Origin of the sequence: Sphingosinicella sp. BN140058, from assembly GCF_004135585.1 — a bacterium.
Classification (GTDB): Bacteria; Pseudomonadota; Alphaproteobacteria; order Sphingomonadales; family Sphingomonadaceae; genus Allosphingosinicella.
In genome coordinates this window covers 1,937,449-1,952,942 of sequence record NZ_CP035501.1, presented here as the reverse complement: position 1 = coordinate 1,952,942, position 15,494 = coordinate 1,937,449, and the positions used below count along the sequence as shown (strand labels likewise).

The window sequence follows — 15,494 nt, the reverse complement described above, 5'->3', positions numbered from 1 at the left end:
GGCCGGTTGACCGGATCCTCCGGCCGGTTTAGCTGTTGCGATGTTATGACCGGCAATTCCGCTCTGTCTTTTGGTTCGACCTTCGGTCTGTGGTGGCGCTGGCCTTCGCAGAGCGATTTGGCGCGCCCATCGACGGAGTAAGAGGAAGGCAGTCGCGCTTCCTGTGAGACCCGATCCGAGGCCCGCCCACAAGGCGGGCTTTTTTTTTACCTTCAGACACGGAAACATCATCATGATCATCGTTCTCAAGCCGGAAGCGCCGCCCGAAACCGCGCAGGAGCTGCTCGATCGAATCGCCGCCAAAGGGCTCAAGCCGCTCCACATGCCTGGCAGCGAGCGGGTCGTGCTCGGCGCCCTCGGCGACGAGCGCGTGCTCGCCGAACTCGCCCTCGAAGGCCATCCGATGGTCGAGTCGCTGAAGCCGATCCTTGCGCCGTACAAGCTCGTCAGCCGCGAGATGCAGGCGCACGATACGATCGTTCGCCTCGGCAAGGTCGCCGTCGGTGGCCGCGGCTTCACCGTCATCGCCGGGCCCTGCGCGGTGGAAACGGAGAGCCAGATGCGCAACACCGTCCGCGCCGCCAAGGCGGCCGGCGCCCATGGTATCCGCGCCGGCGCCTACAAGCCGCGCACCAGTCCCTATGCCTTTCAAGGGCATGGGGTCGAAGGGCTGAAGCTGCTGCGTGCGACCGGCGACGAATTCGACATGCCGGTGGTGACCGAGGTCATGGAGACCGCCGACGTCGAGATCGTCGCCGAATATGCCGATGCCTTCCAGATCGGCGCGCGCAACATGCAGAATTTCTCCCTGCTGAAAGCCGTCGGCCGTGCTCGCAAGCCAGTGGTTCTGAAGCGCGGCATGGCGGCCAAGGTGGAGGATCTCCTGCTCGCCGCGGAATATCTGCTGGCGGAGGGCAACGATCAGGTGATCCTGTGCGAACGGGGCATCCGCACCTTCGAGACCGCGACGCGCAACACGCTCGATCTGAACGCAATCCCGTTCATCAAGCAGAAGACCCACCTGCCGGTGCTGGTCGATCCGTCGCATGGCACCGGGGTTCGCGATTTCGTCATTCCGATGGCGCTCGCCGCTGCCGCCTGCGGTGCCGACGGCATTCTCGTCGAGATGCATGAGAACCCGGCCGTCGCCTGGTCCGACGGCGCCCAGTCGCTCTATCCGGAGGGGTTCGAACGGTTGATGGCGAGCTTGGCGCCGATCGCCGCCGCCGTGGGACGGCAGATTCAGTGAGCGTCGCACCTCTTTCCGGCGGCACCGCCAAGGCGCTGACCCGGCGTCTCTACCGCTCGCCGGATCCGCTCTCCCTTTATGCGGCGCTGAGCGACCGCGGCACCCGCACCGATACGATGCTGCTCGAGACGCTCGCCGGACCGACCTTGATCATGGATCAGGCGGCGGTGCGGGTGGAGTGCCGGGGTCAGAAGGTCGCTCTCGAAGCGCTGACCGCGGGCGGCATTCTCGTTCTTCGCACGCTCGAGAAGAGCTTCGGCCATTGTGTCGCTGAGAAGGCGGAGCGCAACCTGGTACTCCACTTCGCGCCGCCCGCGGGGGACGATGCCGAAGCGCGCCTGCTCGCGGCGTCGCCGTTCGACGTGCTTCGTGCGCTGTCGACCGGTACCCGCAGCGACACTCCGGAGGAGCCGTTCACGCTTGCCCTGCTCGGCACGGTCGCGTTCGATCACGTCGATCTGTTCGAGCATCTGCCGGCACCGGCAGCGGATGCGCTCGGCTTTCCCGATTATATCTTCTGGCTCGCCGAAAGCCTGATCGTCTACGAACAGGGGCTCGCGCCGCGGCTGGTCTGCACCGCTTTCGGGTCGGAGGATCCGGCGGAGACCACCCGCGCCCATTTCGGCGCGGCAGATCGCCTTGCCGCGCTCGCGGCGCGCTGCGAACAGCCGCTGGACGATGTCGCTCCTGCGGAACGGAGCGATCCCGCAGCTGCCGACACGGACCTCGACGACGCCGCTTACGGTGCGGTGGTGACTCGGATGAAGGAGCATATCCTCGCCGGAGACGTCTACCAGATCGTTCCGTCGCGCACCTTCCGCGCACCCTGCGCGGATCCGATCGCAGCATTTGCGGCGGTGCGCCGACTCGATCGTTCACCCTACATGTTCTTCATGGCGGCGCCCGAGCACCTGCTGTTCGGCGCTTCGCCCGAAACGTCGGTGCGAATCGTCCGCGAGGAGAAATGGCCGATGGTCGAGGTCAAGCCGATCGCCGGCACCCGTCCGCGCGGCGGCGATCCGGACGAGGACGATCGCATGGAGGCCGATCTCCGCCTCGATCAGAAGGAGATTGCCGAGCACATGATGCTGGTCGATCTCGCCCGCAACGATGTCGCCCGGGTCAGCATCCCGGGGACCCGGCGCGTCGCCAGGCTAATGACGGTGGAGCGCTACGCGCGGGTGATGCACCTCGTCTCGTCGGTGAAGGGCGCGCTTGCGATCGGCTATGACGCGCTCCACGCGCTGCAGGCCTGTCTCAACGTCGGCACCCTGTCGGGCGCGCCCAAGATCAAGGCCACCGAATTGCTGCGCCGGACCGAGCGGACCAAGCGCGGACCCTATGGCGGCGCGATCGGCTGGCTGAACGGCGAGGGACTGATGGACACCGGCGTCGTCATTCGATCGGCGGTGGTCAAGGACGGTGTCGCTTATGTCCGTGCCGGTGCCGGCGTCGTCCACGACAGCGATCCGCAGAAGGAAGCGGACGAGACCCGGCGGAAAGCGTCCGCCATCCTTTCGGCGCTCGGCGCCCCGGAGAAGAGCCAGTGACCGCATCCGTGCTGATGATCGACAATCTCGACAGCTTCACCTTCAACCTGGTCGAGGCGATCGAGCGGCTCGGCGCCAAGGTCCGCGTGCTTCGAAACAGCGTCGCCGCCGCCGAGGCGCTCGCTGCCGCCGAGCAGGTCGGAGCGCATATCATCCTGTCGCCGGGGCCCGGCCGCCCGGAAGATGCCGGCTGCTGCCTGGAACTAATCGCACGTGCCAGGGGACGGGTGCCGGTGCTCGGAGTCTGCCTCGGCCACCAGGCGATGGTGCTGGAAGCGGGCGGGGAGGTCTGCCGGGCGCCGGCGCCCGTGCACGGCAAGACATCCTTGCTGGTCCATGACGGGCAGGGTCCTTTCGCCGGGCTGAACGGTCCGGTGCAGATCGGCCGCTACCATTCGCTCTGCACCCGCAACATCCCCGCGCGCTTCACCGTCCATGCCGAGACCGAAGGCATGGCGATGGCGATCAGCGATCCTTCGGCACTGCAGACCGGCCTTCAATTTCATCCGGAGTCGATTCTGACGCCGGCGGGGAATCGGATCCTCGCCAATATCCTGCTCAAGCCGGCGGCGGCGCAGGCGCAGGCCGCCTGAGCCCGCAAGGGTGACGGACCTTGGCCGACGCGCTACGCCGTCGGCGATGAACCAGACCACCATCGCGCAGGCGTGCCGTGCCGTCCTCCTCGCCGCCGAGCCGCGCGACAAGGTGCGCGCGGCGCGGGAGACGGCACGGGCATGGCGGCGCGGCCGGCTGGCGCATGTGTTCGACGTAGCGATGCCCGACAGGCCGGCCCGGCCCGACCAGCCCGAGCTGATGCCTGCGTCGCGCATGCCGAAGCGCGGCAAGGGCGGGTCCGAGCGGGGCCGCATCGCGATGCTGCACGCGCTGGCCCATATCGAATTCGCCGCCATCGACCTCGCCTTCGACATGGCCGGCCGGTTCGGCGGTGCGTTCCCGCGCGCGTTCGTCGATGACTGGATCGGCGTCGGCGCCGACGAGGCGATGCACTTCGCCTTGCTCGATCGGCGGCTGAACGGCCTCGGTGCCGGCTACGGATCGATGCCGGCCCATGACGGCCTGTGGGAAGCGGCCGAGGCGACTGCGCACGATCCCCTGGCGCGGCTCGCCGTCGTTCCGATGGTTCTGGAAGCACGCGGGCTCGACGTCACGCCGGCAACCGTCGCCCGCTTCGAAGCAGTCGGCGACGTCCGCTCCGCAGCGATCCTCATGCGTATATTTACGGATGAAATCAGGCATGTCGGGGTCGGTACGAAGTGGTTCGAACGGGGCTGTGAATCGCAGGGTTTGGCCATCGTTTCGCACTGGCAACAACTGGTTCGAACCCACTTCCGGGGGTCGCTGAAGCCTCCGTTCAACGACTCAGCGCGCGGTCAAGCCGGTCTATCCCGCGATTTCTACTCCGCACTTGCGGTGAAAGGATATGTTTAACAATCTCCGGCCACGTCGCGGGGTGGGCAGCTTCCTTGACGTCACGGGCGGGGCAGCAATGTCCAGCGTATTGGCTTGAACATATCAAAGGGCGGTGCCGCCTTCGTGAGGCGAACCGTACCGGGGACCGATCTGTGCTGACTAAGACAATCAACGCCGGCTGGGGGAACAAGTTCCGCAAGCTCTTCCGCCCGCGGGACATTTTCTTCCATGACGGCGCTGCGCTGCGTCGTGTTCGGGTCGGCGCCGGAGTTCAGATCTCCGCGGCCCTCGTTGCCACGATGACCCTGTCCTGGTCGGCGTTCGCCGCCGCGCAGCTCGCCACCGCCGACGCGGCGCCGCAGAGCGCCGACGTCGCGCGCATGGAGCAGGAAGTTCGGGCGATGCAGGCCGATGTCGCCGCGATCAAGGAAGCCGCACAGAAGCGCTTCCAGATCACCGCGAGCGAAGTGCGCGGCCTCGGTCTCGATCCGGCGCGCCTCCAGACCCAGGACGGCGTCGGCGGCCCTTACGAGGCGATCGACGGCGGCCAGACCGCCGATCCCAATTTCAAGGCGCTGTTCATGAGCTGGAAGCAGCTCGACAGCCTGGAGCAAGGCACGATCGCGATCCCCTCGCTCGAGCCGGTCAAGGGCACCCGCTTCACCTCCGGCTACGGAGTCCGCTCCGATCCGTTCAAGGGCCGCGCTGCGATGCACGCCGGCATCGATCTTGCCGGCCCGATGGGCACCCCGATCTACGCAACCGCCGACGGCACCGTCGGCCGCGCCGAGTGGAACAATGGCGGCTACGGCAATCTGGTCGAGATCGATCATGGCCGCGGCATCCAGACCCGCTACGGCCACCTGTCCAAGTCGATGGTGTCGGCGGGCCAGCGCGTGAAGCGCGGCGATCTGATCGCGCTGATGGGCTCGACCGGCCGTTCGACCGGCAGCCACCTCCATTACGAAGTGCGCATCGACGGCAAAGCCGTCAACCCGATCCCGTTCATGCAGTCCTCCGACTATCTCCAGTCGGTCCAGCGGCGCGTGTCCGACGTGGCGATCGGCGGCCCGGTCAAGGCCGAGTAAGGATCAGGAGAGAGCCAAAAGGCCAAGGCCCCGCCGGCAACGGCGGGGCCTTATTTTTTGCCGCGCGCTCGGGTGAGCGGCAGTCGTGTCAGATCGAAGCGGGCTTCGAGGAAGCGGCCCGATCTTCCCGCGCTTACTTGCCGCGCTTCTGGCGGTGCTGATCGAGATCGAGCACGCTGTTTTCGCCCTCGGGGAGCAGGCCGAGCCGGCGGGCAACCTCCTGATAGGCTTCCGCTTCGCCGCCGAGGTCGCGGCGGAAGCGATCCTTGTCGAGCTTCTCGTTGGTCTGCATGTCCCACAGACGGCAGCCGTCGGGGCTGATCTCGTCCGCCAGGATTACCCGGGCGTAGTCATTCTCCCAGATCCGGCCGAACTCGAGCTTGAAGTCGACGAGGCGTATGCCGATCGCGGCGAACAGGCCGCACAGGAAGTCGTTCACGCGCACCGCCATGTCGGCGATGTCGTTCATCTCTTCCTGGCTCGCCCAGCCGAAGCAGGCGATATGTTCGTCCGCGATCAGCGGATCCCCCAGCGCGTCGTCCTTGTAATAATATTCGATGATCGTGCGCGGCAGCTGGGTGCCTTCCTCGATGCCGAGACGCTTCGACAGCGATCCCGCGGCGACGTTGCGCACGACGACCTCGATCGGGATGATCTCGACCTGGCGGATCAGCTGTTCGCGCATGTTGAGGCGGCGGATGAAATGGGTCGGCACGCCGATCGTGCCGAGCAGGGTGAAAACGTGCTCCGAGATGCGGTTGTTGAGCACGCCCTTGCCCGAGATCGTGCCCTTCTTCTGGGCGTTGAACGCGGTCGCATCGTCCTTGAAATACTGGATCAGCGTGCCGGGCTCGGGGCCTTCATAGAGGATCTTGGCCTTGCCTTCGTAGATCTGGCGGCGGCGGGACATGTGGTGCGCTCCGGCTGAAAAAGGTGCGCCCCGGACGCTGCGTCTCCTCGTCGGAACGCGCGGGCGGGGCGGAGGCGAGCCCTATAGCGGATGGGCGGGAGCGGTGCAATTCGCCGGCAGCGGCCCGTCCGGCACCCTGCCGGACGGGACCGATCCGGTCATCGGCTGCCGATCGCCTCGGCGAGACCGGGGGCGAATTCGGCGCCGTGCTGGACCTGCGCGGTCGAGGCCTTGAGCGTGTCGCCGATCGGCTCCGCCCGGCCGCCGAGGCAGTTGGCCAGGAAGTTTTCGGCAACGGCGTTGAACGCGATGTTGTTGACCGGACGCGCGAAGCCGTGACCCTCGTCGGGAAAGACGACATAGGTGACCGGGATGTTCTTGGCCTTCATCGCCTCGACGATCTGTTCGGATTCCTTGACGTTGACCCGCGGATCGTTGGCCCCCTGGCCGATCAGCAGCGGCTTCCTGATCTGGTCGGCCTTGTAGAGCGGCGAGCGTTCCTTGAGCAGGGCAAGCCCCTCGGCCGTGGTCGGATCTCCCATCCGTTTGTAGAATTGGGTGCGAAGCGCCGTCCAGTAAGGCGGGATGGTCTGCAGCAATGTCTGGAGGTTGGACGGGCCGACGATGTCGACACCGCAGGCGAACTTGTCCGGTGTGAAGGCGAGCCCTGCAAGGGTCGCATAGCCGCCGTAGGAACCGCCCATGATCGCGACCTTGTCGGCGCTGGTGACGCCGCCGGCGATCGCCCAGTCGACCGCGTCGATCAGGTCGTCGTGCATCTTGGTGCCCCATTGCAGGTCGCCGGCGGAGATGAACTTCTTGCCGAACCCGGTCGAGGCCCGGAAGTTCGGGGAGAGCACCGCATAGCCGCGATTGGCGAGCCATTGATGGGTGCCGTTATAGCCATAGGCGTCGCGGCCCCAGGGTCCGCCATGCACCAGCAGAACCAGCGGCACCGGCTTTTCGGGCCGCCCGTCTCCGTCCGCGTCAGAGCCCGGAGGCAGCGTCAGGTAGGAGACCATGGTCATACCGTCGCGGGTCTTGATCTCCCGCGGATACATTGCGGCGAGCGGCGCCCCTTCGAGCTCGGGCCGTGTGGTGTAGAGCTTGGTCAGCGACTGCGCCTTGCGGTCGTAGAGATAGGCGGTGGACGGGGCGACCACCGGATCGTCGGCGACGATCCAGCGATCGTCCGCGTCGGTGCGCGAAGTGACCGCGAACTCGCCCTTGAGGCGGCTCTTCAGGAAATCGAGATCGCGCTTGATCTTCGGGTCGAGCGGAGTCCATTCGGTCTTGAGGTAGTTGACCGCATAGGCTTCCACTCTGCCGGTCGCGGGATTGCTGAGCGCGCTGCTGATGTCGGCCTTGGCGTTCTCGGCAATGACGCTCTTCCTGCCGCTCGCGACATTCTGGGCGATCAGGGCGGCGGTGTCGCGGCCGCGGCTGTCCAGCCAGTAGAGCGTCTTGCCGTCCTTGGTGAAGCCGGCCGGAGCCGTCGTCTGGCTGTCTTCCAGGGTGACCTGCTCGAACGGCGTCGCTTCGACGACGTTGTTCGTCACGCGGTAGAATTCGCTTCCGCCGTCCTGCCGGGCCTTGGTCGCCGCCCGGATGCGAAGCTGCTCGTCGGCGAGGAAGCTCGAATACCCCCCCTTGTTGATCAGCACCGGCGTCAGCTTGGCGGTGGCGAGATCGAGGCTGTAGACGTCGTGCCAGCGCGGATCGCGATTGTTGATGCCGACGAGGATCCGGTCCTTGACCGCGTTCGACGTGCCGAGAACCTGCACCCTGGTCTTCTCGAACGGAGTCAGCGTCCGCTGGGCACCGCTGGCGACGTCGAGACCGTAGAGCAGGAAATTCTCGTCGCCGCCCTTGTCGTTGATGAACAGGATCTGCCGGCTGTCGGGTGACCAGAAATATTGGCGGATCGGCCGTTGCCGTTCGTTGGTGAGCGGCTTCGCGGCGCCCGCGTCCGCCGCCGGCGCGACGTGGATGTTGAGCACGCCGTCGCGCGGCGCGATCCAGCTCAGCCACTTGCCGTCCGGCGACAGGCGCCCGTTCACGCGGCTTGGATTCCCGAAGATCTTCTCGCGCGCGATCAGCGGCACGTCGGTCTGGGCAGTCGCGGCCGTCGCCGCAACGGCGGTCGTGGTCAAATCGGCCGCAAGCAGGATCACCTTGTGCATCGCATTCCTCCCGTTGGCGGGCGCGCGAACCGCGACTCACCCGGCCTTCAGGGCATGATGTGTCTTATTCGAGTAACACACAAGGGGTCAGGTGACCTTGCCCCGGACGGCGAAGCGCGCCTCGCGCCAGCGGCCGCTCTCCAGGATCGCGCGCAGCCGCTCGATCGCCTGCCAGACGTCCTCGAAGCCGAGATAGAGCGGGGTCAGGCCGAAGCGGATCACATCGGGTGCACGGAAATCGCCGACCACGCCCTCGGCGATCAGCGCCTGGCAGATCTCGAAAGCGTTGGGATGGCGGAAGGAGATGTGGCTGCCCCGGCGCTCCGGCTCCGCGGGCGAGATGCAGGACAGCTCCGGACAGCGTTCCGCCATGCGCGCGGCGAACAGATCGAACAAAGCGATCGATTTCGCCCACAGAGCGTCAATCTCGATTCCGTCAAAGGCATCGACGCCGCTCTCCAGCGCCGACAGCGCCAGGATCGAAGGTGTACCGGCCAGGAACCGCGCAACTCCCGGGGCCGGGACGTAATCGTCAGTGAAGGCGAACGGCGCCGCATGGCCCATCCAGCCCCGTAAGGGGGAGACGAGCCTCTCCTGAAGATGCTCGGCGACGTAGAGGAAGGCCGGGGCGCCCGGGCCGCCGTTCAGATATTTGTAGCCGCAGCCGACGGCGAGCTCCGCTCCGTCGTGGTTGAGGTGGAGGGGGACCGCACCGACGCTGTGCGAGAGATCCCACAAGGTCCGCGCACCGGCATCGCGGGCGCGGGCGGTGACCTCCGCCATGTCGAAGCGGTAACCGGCCTTGAAGTGGACATGGGTAAGCAGCAGCAGATTGAGGTCGTCGCCGATCCGGGAGTCGAGCTGGTCCCGTGCGACCACCTCCAGCCGCAGGCCCGGCACGCATTCGGCGGCTCCCGACGCGATATGGAGATCGGTGTGGAAATTGCCGGATTCGGACAGCAGCAGCGTTCGCTCCGGCGCAAGCGCGGCGGCGGCGACGATCAGCTTGAACAGGTTCACCGAGACGCTGTCGGCGACGATTACCTCGTGCGGCCCGGCGCCGATCAGTCGGGCGATCTTGGCGCCGATACGCTGCGGGGCGTCGATCCAGCCATGGTCGTTCCAGCTGCGGATCAGGCTGTTTCCCCATTGCCGTGCCACCACCTCCTGCTGGCGGGCGATGGTGGCGAGCGGCAGCACGCCGAGCGAATTGCCGTCGAGGTAGAGGATGCCGTCGGGCAGCGCGAACCGCTCCCGATAGCTCCGCAGCGGGTCGGCCGCGTCGCGCGCCCGCGCCGTGGCGAGGTCCAAGGTCATCGGCCGAGCGCCTGCCCGATCTCGCTTGCCGCGACCTTCCAGGCGTCGCTTTCCGGAACGATCAGCTCGACGTGGCCGGTCCGCTCGACCATGTGCACCCGCACGTTGTCCCCGGCCTTGCGCATCGGCGCGGCATAGCCCTCGGCATAAGCGGCCGGAATGATCCGGTCCTGCGCGCCGTTGATCAGCACCTGCGGCACGCCGAGCGGCGCCAGGCGCGGAACCGACGTGTCTTCGAAACGCCCGCCCGTCAGTTGTGCGATCACCTCGGTGCCGCAGCCGCTGCCCGGCGCGCGCGCCGCTTCCTCGAGATCGGGGAGGCCGCCGAGGCTGACCACGCCTGCGATCGGCAGCGGGTCGGCGGCGCGTAGCGGGCTCGACGCCGGCAGCCTGCCGCGGCCGGCCAGCCACAAGGCGAGATGGCCGCCGGCGGAATGTCCGACCGCGACGACTCTGGCGAGATCCAGATTGTAGCGCGCGGCGTGCACGCGGAGCGAATCGGCGGCGGCGGCGGCGTCCAGGAAGGTGCCGGGATAGCCGCCGCCGGCGCGGTCGACGCCGCGATAATCGATGTTCCAGACGGCAATGCCGCGGCGGCGCAGATCGTCGGCGATCCAGTTCATGATGCGGCGGTCGGCAATCTCGCTCTGCCAGCAACCGCCATGGACCATCAGCGCCACCGGATGCGGACCCGGGCCGGTCGGGAGCCACAGGTCGACGACCTGCAATTGATCGTCGCCATAGCGGATCGATGCGGAGGGCGTCGGCCGCGTGCGGGCGAACAGATCCGGCCACCTCATCAATGCGCCGGGCGCCGAGTCGCGATGTGCTGGAGGTGTCGTGTCGTTCACCGCACAAGCGGCTAGCGTGAGCGAGAGAGCAGCGGCAAGCGCTTTCGAAGGGAATGCCATGCCGTCTTCATGGCCGAGCCGTCGAAGCGGCGCCAGTCTCGTCGGTATCCGGGCCCGCCGCCGCCGAGAGGCAGGTGCGGCGGCGGGCGACCGGTGCCGAAGGCGGCCGGCGGGGACCAATGCCCGCCGCCTTCTGCATTCGAAAGTTCAGCAGCCGCCGCACTGACGGCGCCAGGGCGCCTGCCATTGGATCCGGTTCAGCTTGCAGAAGCCGAGGTCGAGCGCTTCGATGGTGCGGCGAAACGCGGCAAAGAGGCCGTTCGGCGTTGCGGGGTTGGTCATCGACTTTCTCCTTCGTCTTCGGGGCGGGCGATGGCCGGTCAGGCCCCCGCGGCGGTGAAGGTCAGCATCGTCAGGCTGGCCGCGACTCCGGCTGCGAGCAGCTGCGGAGCCGTTCCCCCAAGCACCGGCAGCCGGTTGCGCAGCCCTCGCCCGGTAGCGATCAGAACACCTTCAAACCATTCGGAAAATTGATCATGATGGGCAATCCACATCTCGGCTTCATAGCGATCACGCATCGTCATTCTCCTCATCATCCGAGGTCCGGTCTCGCCGGCTGCAGCAGTAGAATGACGATTCGGCGGTCGTTCCGCCAACGAAAGACTGGACCTTTATGATAAGTACGGCTTATCATCTTGGCATGCGCCACCTGCCTCCGCTCGCCGCCGTTCGAGTCTTCGAAGCCGCCGCGCGGCACGAGAATTTCACCCAGGCCGCTGCCGAGCTCGGCATGACCCAGGCCGCGGTCAGCTATCAGATCCGCCTGCTCGAGGAGCGGCTCGGCCTCCCGCTCTTCATTCGGTCGAAACGGCGGGTGACGCTCAGCGAGCCTGGCCGAAAGGTGGCGCCGCTCGTCTCAGCCGCCTTCGACGGTATCTCGGAAGCGTTCGAAGGGATCACCCAGGAAGACGATGGCGTGCTGACGATCAGCACCGCACAGACCTTTGCCGCCAACTGGCTCGCGCCGCGGCTCGGCACCTTCCAGATTGAACGGCCCGAACTCGCGGTGCGCCTGCACACCTCCCACACGATGGTGGATTTCGCGCGCGACGAAGCGGACGTGGCGATCCGGATCGGTACCGGACCCTGGCCGGGCCTGTGCCAGCACTTCCTCATGCGGCTCGCCGGAACGCCGCTCTGTACGCCTGAGTTCAAGGGGCGGAACGACATCGAGCAGCCTTCCGACCTGCTCCGGGTGCCGCGTCTCAGCCCGCAGGATGCTCTCTGGCGGCAATGGTTCGAGGTGGCCGGTGTCGACACGCGCGATGGCGATCATTCGGGCGGCATTCGGCTCGATACCCAGGTTGCGGAAGGCAACGCCGCAATGGCCGGGCACGGCGTCGCGCTGCTGACCCCACTGCTGTGGCGCCCGGAGCTCGCGTCCGGCCGCCTCGTGAGGCTGTTCGATACGCTTGCCTTCGAGCAGGGGTCGCTCTGGCTCGTCTATCCCGAGCACAAGAGGGCGCGGCCGAAGATACGTGCCTTTCGCGCCTGGCTGGAGCGCGCCGTTGCCGAGGAAGCCGCCCAGAGCGCGCCGGAAGAGTTCACGCCTCCGGAGGGGTGGCCGCCGCCGGAGCCGCAATGATCGACCCGCCGCCAAGGAAGCGGCGATTCGCCCACCGCCAGACCAGCCACAGCAACAGGAGGAAAATCGCCCAGGGAAGCAAGGTGACGATGATCACCAGCAGGGTTGCGATGCTGTGCGAGAGCATCTTCAGCGAATCGCGCGCGGCGCTGGCGATCGGCCCGCCAGTGTCGCCGGCCTGATAAACGAACACCATCGGCGTCGAGGCGAGCTGGGCGCGCCGGTCGCTTTGCTGGACCTGGTTGGTTCGCGCAGAGGCGCGCAGTTCCTGCGCCTGGCGCTGAAGCTCGGCACGCTCCGACGCACTGAGGCCGGGACGCGCCAGTTGCTGCTCGATCCGGCTGAGCTCGTCGCCGATCTGCGCACCGGACTGGTTGCCGGCGGCGATTTCGGCACCGACATCGGTGCCGGTGATGTCGGCGCTGCGCAATTCGCCGCCGGCCCGGGTCACCGCGCCGATGCCCTCCCGCCCAAACGCGCGTGCCAGCGCCGGATCGAGCTTGAAGGCGAGCTGCGCCTCGATGTCGTCCTCGCCATTCTGTTCGTAATGCATGCCGGTAATGCGGCAGCGGCTCACCCCCAGCTTCTCGCATGCGGCGGCATGCTGTTCCTGCACCGCGCTGATCCGCAGGCCCGGAAGGCGAAAGGCATAGCGATAGTTGAACGCCACACCGGGCGCGGCCGTCGGGCTCACACCGGGCGGCGTCGGTGTTCCGGCTGCGTCCTCGAGCGCGCCCGACGCGGTTTCATGGTTGCTGCCCGATCCGGCGGTCTCACCGCCGCCGCACCCGGCCAACAGAACAGCCACGAACACAGGGAAAGCCTTGCGCATGCGTCGTCCCCTCAATCAGCATCTACGTTACTCTACTTGCCAAGTAGACAATCGGCAATAGCGGCTCGCATCGACCCGGCGCCCTTGCTATCTCCCGCTCATGTCCGACACGCTCAACGATATCGATCCGATCGAAGACACCCCGTTCGACAAGGCTCTCTCGCAGCGATATCTGGTCTACGCGCTGTCGACGATCACCGCGCGCTCGCTGCCGGACGTTCGCGACGGGCTGAAGCCGGTGCACCGGCGGCTGCTCTGGGCGATGCGCCTGCTGCGGCTCGATCCGGCGGCCGGCTACAAGAAATGCGCCCGCGTCGTCGGCGACGTGATCGGCAAATATCACCCGCATGGCGATCAGTCGGTCTACGACGCGATGGTCCGCCTCGCCCAGACCTTCTCGCTTCGTTATCCCCTGGTCGACGGGCAGGGCAATTTCGGCAACGTCGACGGCGATAATGCGGCGGCGATGCGCTACACCGAGGCGCGGCTCACCCAAGCCGCCAACGACCTCATGGCGGGTCTGGACGAGGGCACGGTCGATTTCCGCCCGACCTACAATGGCGAGGAAGAGGAGCCGGAGGTCTTTCCCGGCCTGTTTCCGAACCTGCTCGCCAACGGCGCCAGTGGCATCGCGGTCGGCATGGCGACCTCGATCCCGCCACACAATCTGGCCGAGATCGTCGATGCCGCGGTCCACCTGATCGACAATCCGCAGGCCGAGCCCTCTGCGCTGATGGACTTCGTGTCCGGTCCCGATTTCCCGACCGGCGGCGTGATCGTCGACAGTGCGGAGGCGATCGCCCTTGCCTATCGCACCGGCCGCGGCAGCTTCCGCGTCCGCGCCCGCTGGGCGACCGAGGATCAGGGCCGCGGCACCTGGACGGCGGTGATCAGCGAGATCCCGTTCCAGGTCCCGAAATCGAAGCTGATCGAACAGATTGCGACGCTCATTTCCGACAAGAAGCTGCCGATCCTCGCCGACGTCCGCGACGAATCCGACGAGCAGATCCGGATCGTCATCGAGCCGCGCAGCCGCACCGTCGATCCGCAGATGCTGATGGAGAGCCTGTTCCGCCTCACCGATCTCGAGGTGAAGATCCCGCTCAACATGAACGTCCTCGATGCCCATCACACGCCGCGGGTGATGGGGCTCAAGGAAGTGATCTCCTCGTGGCTCGCCCACCAGTTCGAAGTGCTGGTCCGCCGTTCGCAGCACCGCATCGCCAAGATCGAGGATCGGGTCGAACTGCTGGTCGGCTATCTCGCCGCCTATCTCAACCTCGATCGAGTCATCCAGATCATCCGCGAGGAGGACGATCCCAAGGCGGTGATGATGGCCGAGTTCGCGCTCACCGACCGCCAGGCCGAAGCGATCCTCAACATGCGCCTGCGCTCGCTTCGCAAGCTCGAGGAGATGCAGATCCGCGGCGAGCGCGAAACGCTGGAGAAGGAGCGCGATCAGCTGCTCAAGCTGGTCGGCTCGCCGGCCTTGCAGCGCAAGCGCCTCCAGAAGGATCTGGCGGCGCTCCGTGCCCGCTACGGCCCGGAGACGGAGCTCGGCCGCCGCCGCACGCTCATCGAGGAAGCCGCGCCGGCACGCGAGATCCCGCTGGAGGCGATGATCGAGCGCGAGCCGATCACCGTGATCATGTCCCAGCGTGGCTGGATCCGGGCGATGAAGGGGCACGTAGACCTTTCGAACCCGGAAGCGATGAAGTTCAAGGAAGGCGACGGACCGCGCTTCTTCTTCCACGCCCAGACCACGGACAAGATCCTGCTCGCCTCCACCACCGGCCGTTTCTACACGCTGGGGGCCGACAAGCTGCCGGGCGGCCGCGGCTTCGGTGAACCGGTGCGGCTGATGATCGACATCGAAGGGGAGGGCGACATCGCCGCCCTGCGGCCGGCCGCGTCCGGCGAGAAACTGATGCTGGCGACCTCCGATGGCCGCGGCTTCCTGACCTCGGCTGCCGGTGCGATCGCCGAGACCCGCAAGGGCAAGCAGATCGTCAACGTCCGCACCGGCGCGAAACTGGTCATCGTCCAGCCGGTCGGCACCGAAGACGATTATGTCGCGGTGGTCGGCGAGAACCGGAAGATGATCGTCTTCCCGATCGGCGAACTGCCCGAAATGGGCCGTGGCCAGGGCGTGCAGCTGCAGCGCTATCGTGACGGCGGCTTGTCCGACGCCAAGACCTTCCGCTTCGCCGACGGGCTCAGCTGGGGCATGGGCGGGAGCACCGGCCGCATCCGCACGGAGACCGATCTGTCGCCGTGGCGAACGGCCCGCGGCGCCGGCGGCCGCATGCCACCGGTGGGCTTCCCCCGGGACAACAAGTTCCAGTCGTGACGGGGAGGGAGCGTAGTTCGGCGATCGGTCCGAACCGGATGATCAACATGGACCAATCGTAGGCTGTCCCAAGGTTAGTCAACCGGCT

At 66.9% G+C, this 15,494-nt stretch carries 14 protein-coding genes; 7 read left to right on the top strand and 7 right to left on the bottom strand.

Annotated elements, in window-relative coordinates; all coding sequences use genetic code 11:
- Positions 1-232 precede the first annotated feature (232 nt).
- From aroF to ETR14_RS08810, 5 genes are all read left to right on the top strand, one after another.
- Positions 233-1,249, top strand: a complete 1,017-nt coding sequence (gene aroF / locus ETR14_RS08830; protein WP_129384270.1) for a 3-deoxy-7-phosphoheptulonate synthase — start codon at positions 233-235, stop codon at positions 1,247-1,249.
- Positions 1,246-2,799: an anthranilate synthase component 1 gene (locus ETR14_RS08825; RefSeq protein WP_165356383.1), complete on the top strand. Its 1,554-nt coding sequence runs from the start codon at positions 1,246-1,248 to the stop codon at positions 2,797-2,799. The genes aroF and ETR14_RS08825 overlap by 4 nt, the downstream gene beginning before the upstream one ends.
- Positions 2,796-3,392, top strand: a complete 597-nt coding sequence (locus ETR14_RS08820; RefSeq protein ID WP_206186004.1) for an aminodeoxychorismate/anthranilate synthase component II — start codon at positions 2,796-2,798, stop codon at positions 3,390-3,392. Before ETR14_RS08825 ends, ETR14_RS08820 begins: the two co-directional genes overlap by 4 nt.
- Before the next feature lie 46 nt (positions 3,393-3,438).
- On the top strand, positions 3,439-4,248 hold the full coding sequence (locus ETR14_RS08815) for a ferritin-like domain-containing protein (RefSeq protein WP_129384268.1): 810 nt from the start codon (positions 3,439-3,441) through the stop codon (positions 4,246-4,248).
- Between the two features lie 134 nt (positions 4,249-4,382).
- On the top strand, positions 4,383-5,318 hold the full coding sequence (locus tag ETR14_RS08810; RefSeq protein ID WP_243455831.1) for a M23 family metallopeptidase: 936 nt from the start codon (positions 4,383-4,385) through the stop codon (positions 5,316-5,318).
- A gap of 133 nt (positions 5,319-5,451) precedes the next feature.
- Here ETR14_RS08810 and purC read toward each other — a convergent pair whose 3' ends face one another.
- From purC to ETR14_RS08785, 6 genes are all read right to left on the bottom strand, one after another.
- The gene (gene purC, locus ETR14_RS08805) at positions 5,452-6,228 is read right to left on the bottom strand and encodes a phosphoribosylaminoimidazolesuccinocarboxamide synthase (protein ID WP_106515565.1); all 777 of its coding nucleotides are present in this window, start codon (positions 6,226-6,228) and stop codon (positions 5,452-5,454) included.
- 158 nt (positions 6,229-6,386) lie between these two features.
- Positions 6,387-8,411 carry a S9 family peptidase gene (locus tag ETR14_RS08800; protein ID WP_129384267.1) on the bottom strand — a complete coding sequence of 675 codons (2,025 nt, stop codon included), beginning with the start codon at positions 8,409-8,411 and terminating at the stop codon, positions 6,387-6,389.
- Positions 8,412-8,498: 87 nt separating this feature from the next.
- A complete protein-coding gene (gene kynU, locus ETR14_RS08795) occupies positions 8,499-9,728 on the bottom strand; it encodes a kynureninase (protein WP_129384266.1) in 1,230 nt (409 codons plus the stop codon).
- Positions 9,725-10,528 (bottom strand): S9 family peptidase, encoded by an 804-nt coding sequence (locus ETR14_RS08790; RefSeq protein WP_129384265.1) that lies wholly within the window; start codon positions 10,526-10,528, stop codon positions 9,725-9,727. The genes kynU and ETR14_RS08790 overlap by 4 nt, the downstream gene beginning before the upstream one ends.
- 258 nt (positions 10,529-10,786) lie before the next feature.
- Entirely contained in the window at positions 10,787-10,921 is a 135-nt protein-coding gene (locus tag ETR14_RS29525; RefSeq protein WP_256370197.1) for a hypothetical protein, read from the bottom strand.
- Between the two features lie 38 nt (positions 10,922-10,959).
- Positions 10,960-11,157 (bottom strand): hypothetical protein, encoded by a 198-nt coding sequence (locus ETR14_RS08785; protein ID WP_129384264.1) that lies wholly within the window; start codon positions 11,155-11,157, stop codon positions 10,960-10,962.
- 122 nt (positions 11,158-11,279) lie between these two features.
- On the opposite strand from ETR14_RS08785, the gene gcvA reads away from it, so the two are divergent.
- Entirely contained in the window at positions 11,280-12,224 is a 945-nt protein-coding gene (gene gcvA, locus ETR14_RS08780) for a transcriptional regulator GcvA (RefSeq protein ID WP_129384263.1), read from the top strand.
- Here gcvA and ETR14_RS08775 read toward each other — a convergent pair.
- On the bottom strand, positions 12,184-13,056 hold the full coding sequence (locus ETR14_RS08775) for a DUF4349 domain-containing protein (protein WP_129384262.1): 873 nt from the start codon (positions 13,054-13,056) through the stop codon (positions 12,184-12,186). The two genes, gcvA and ETR14_RS08775, sit on opposite strands and share 41 nt — an antisense overlap.
- Before the next feature lie 100 nt (positions 13,057-13,156).
- On the opposite strand from ETR14_RS08775, the gene parC reads away from it, so the two are divergent.
- Entirely contained in the window at positions 13,157-15,406 is a 2,250-nt protein-coding gene (gene parC, locus ETR14_RS08770) for a DNA topoisomerase IV subunit A (RefSeq protein ID WP_129384261.1), read from the top strand.
- Positions 15,407-15,494: the final 88 nt, after the last annotated feature.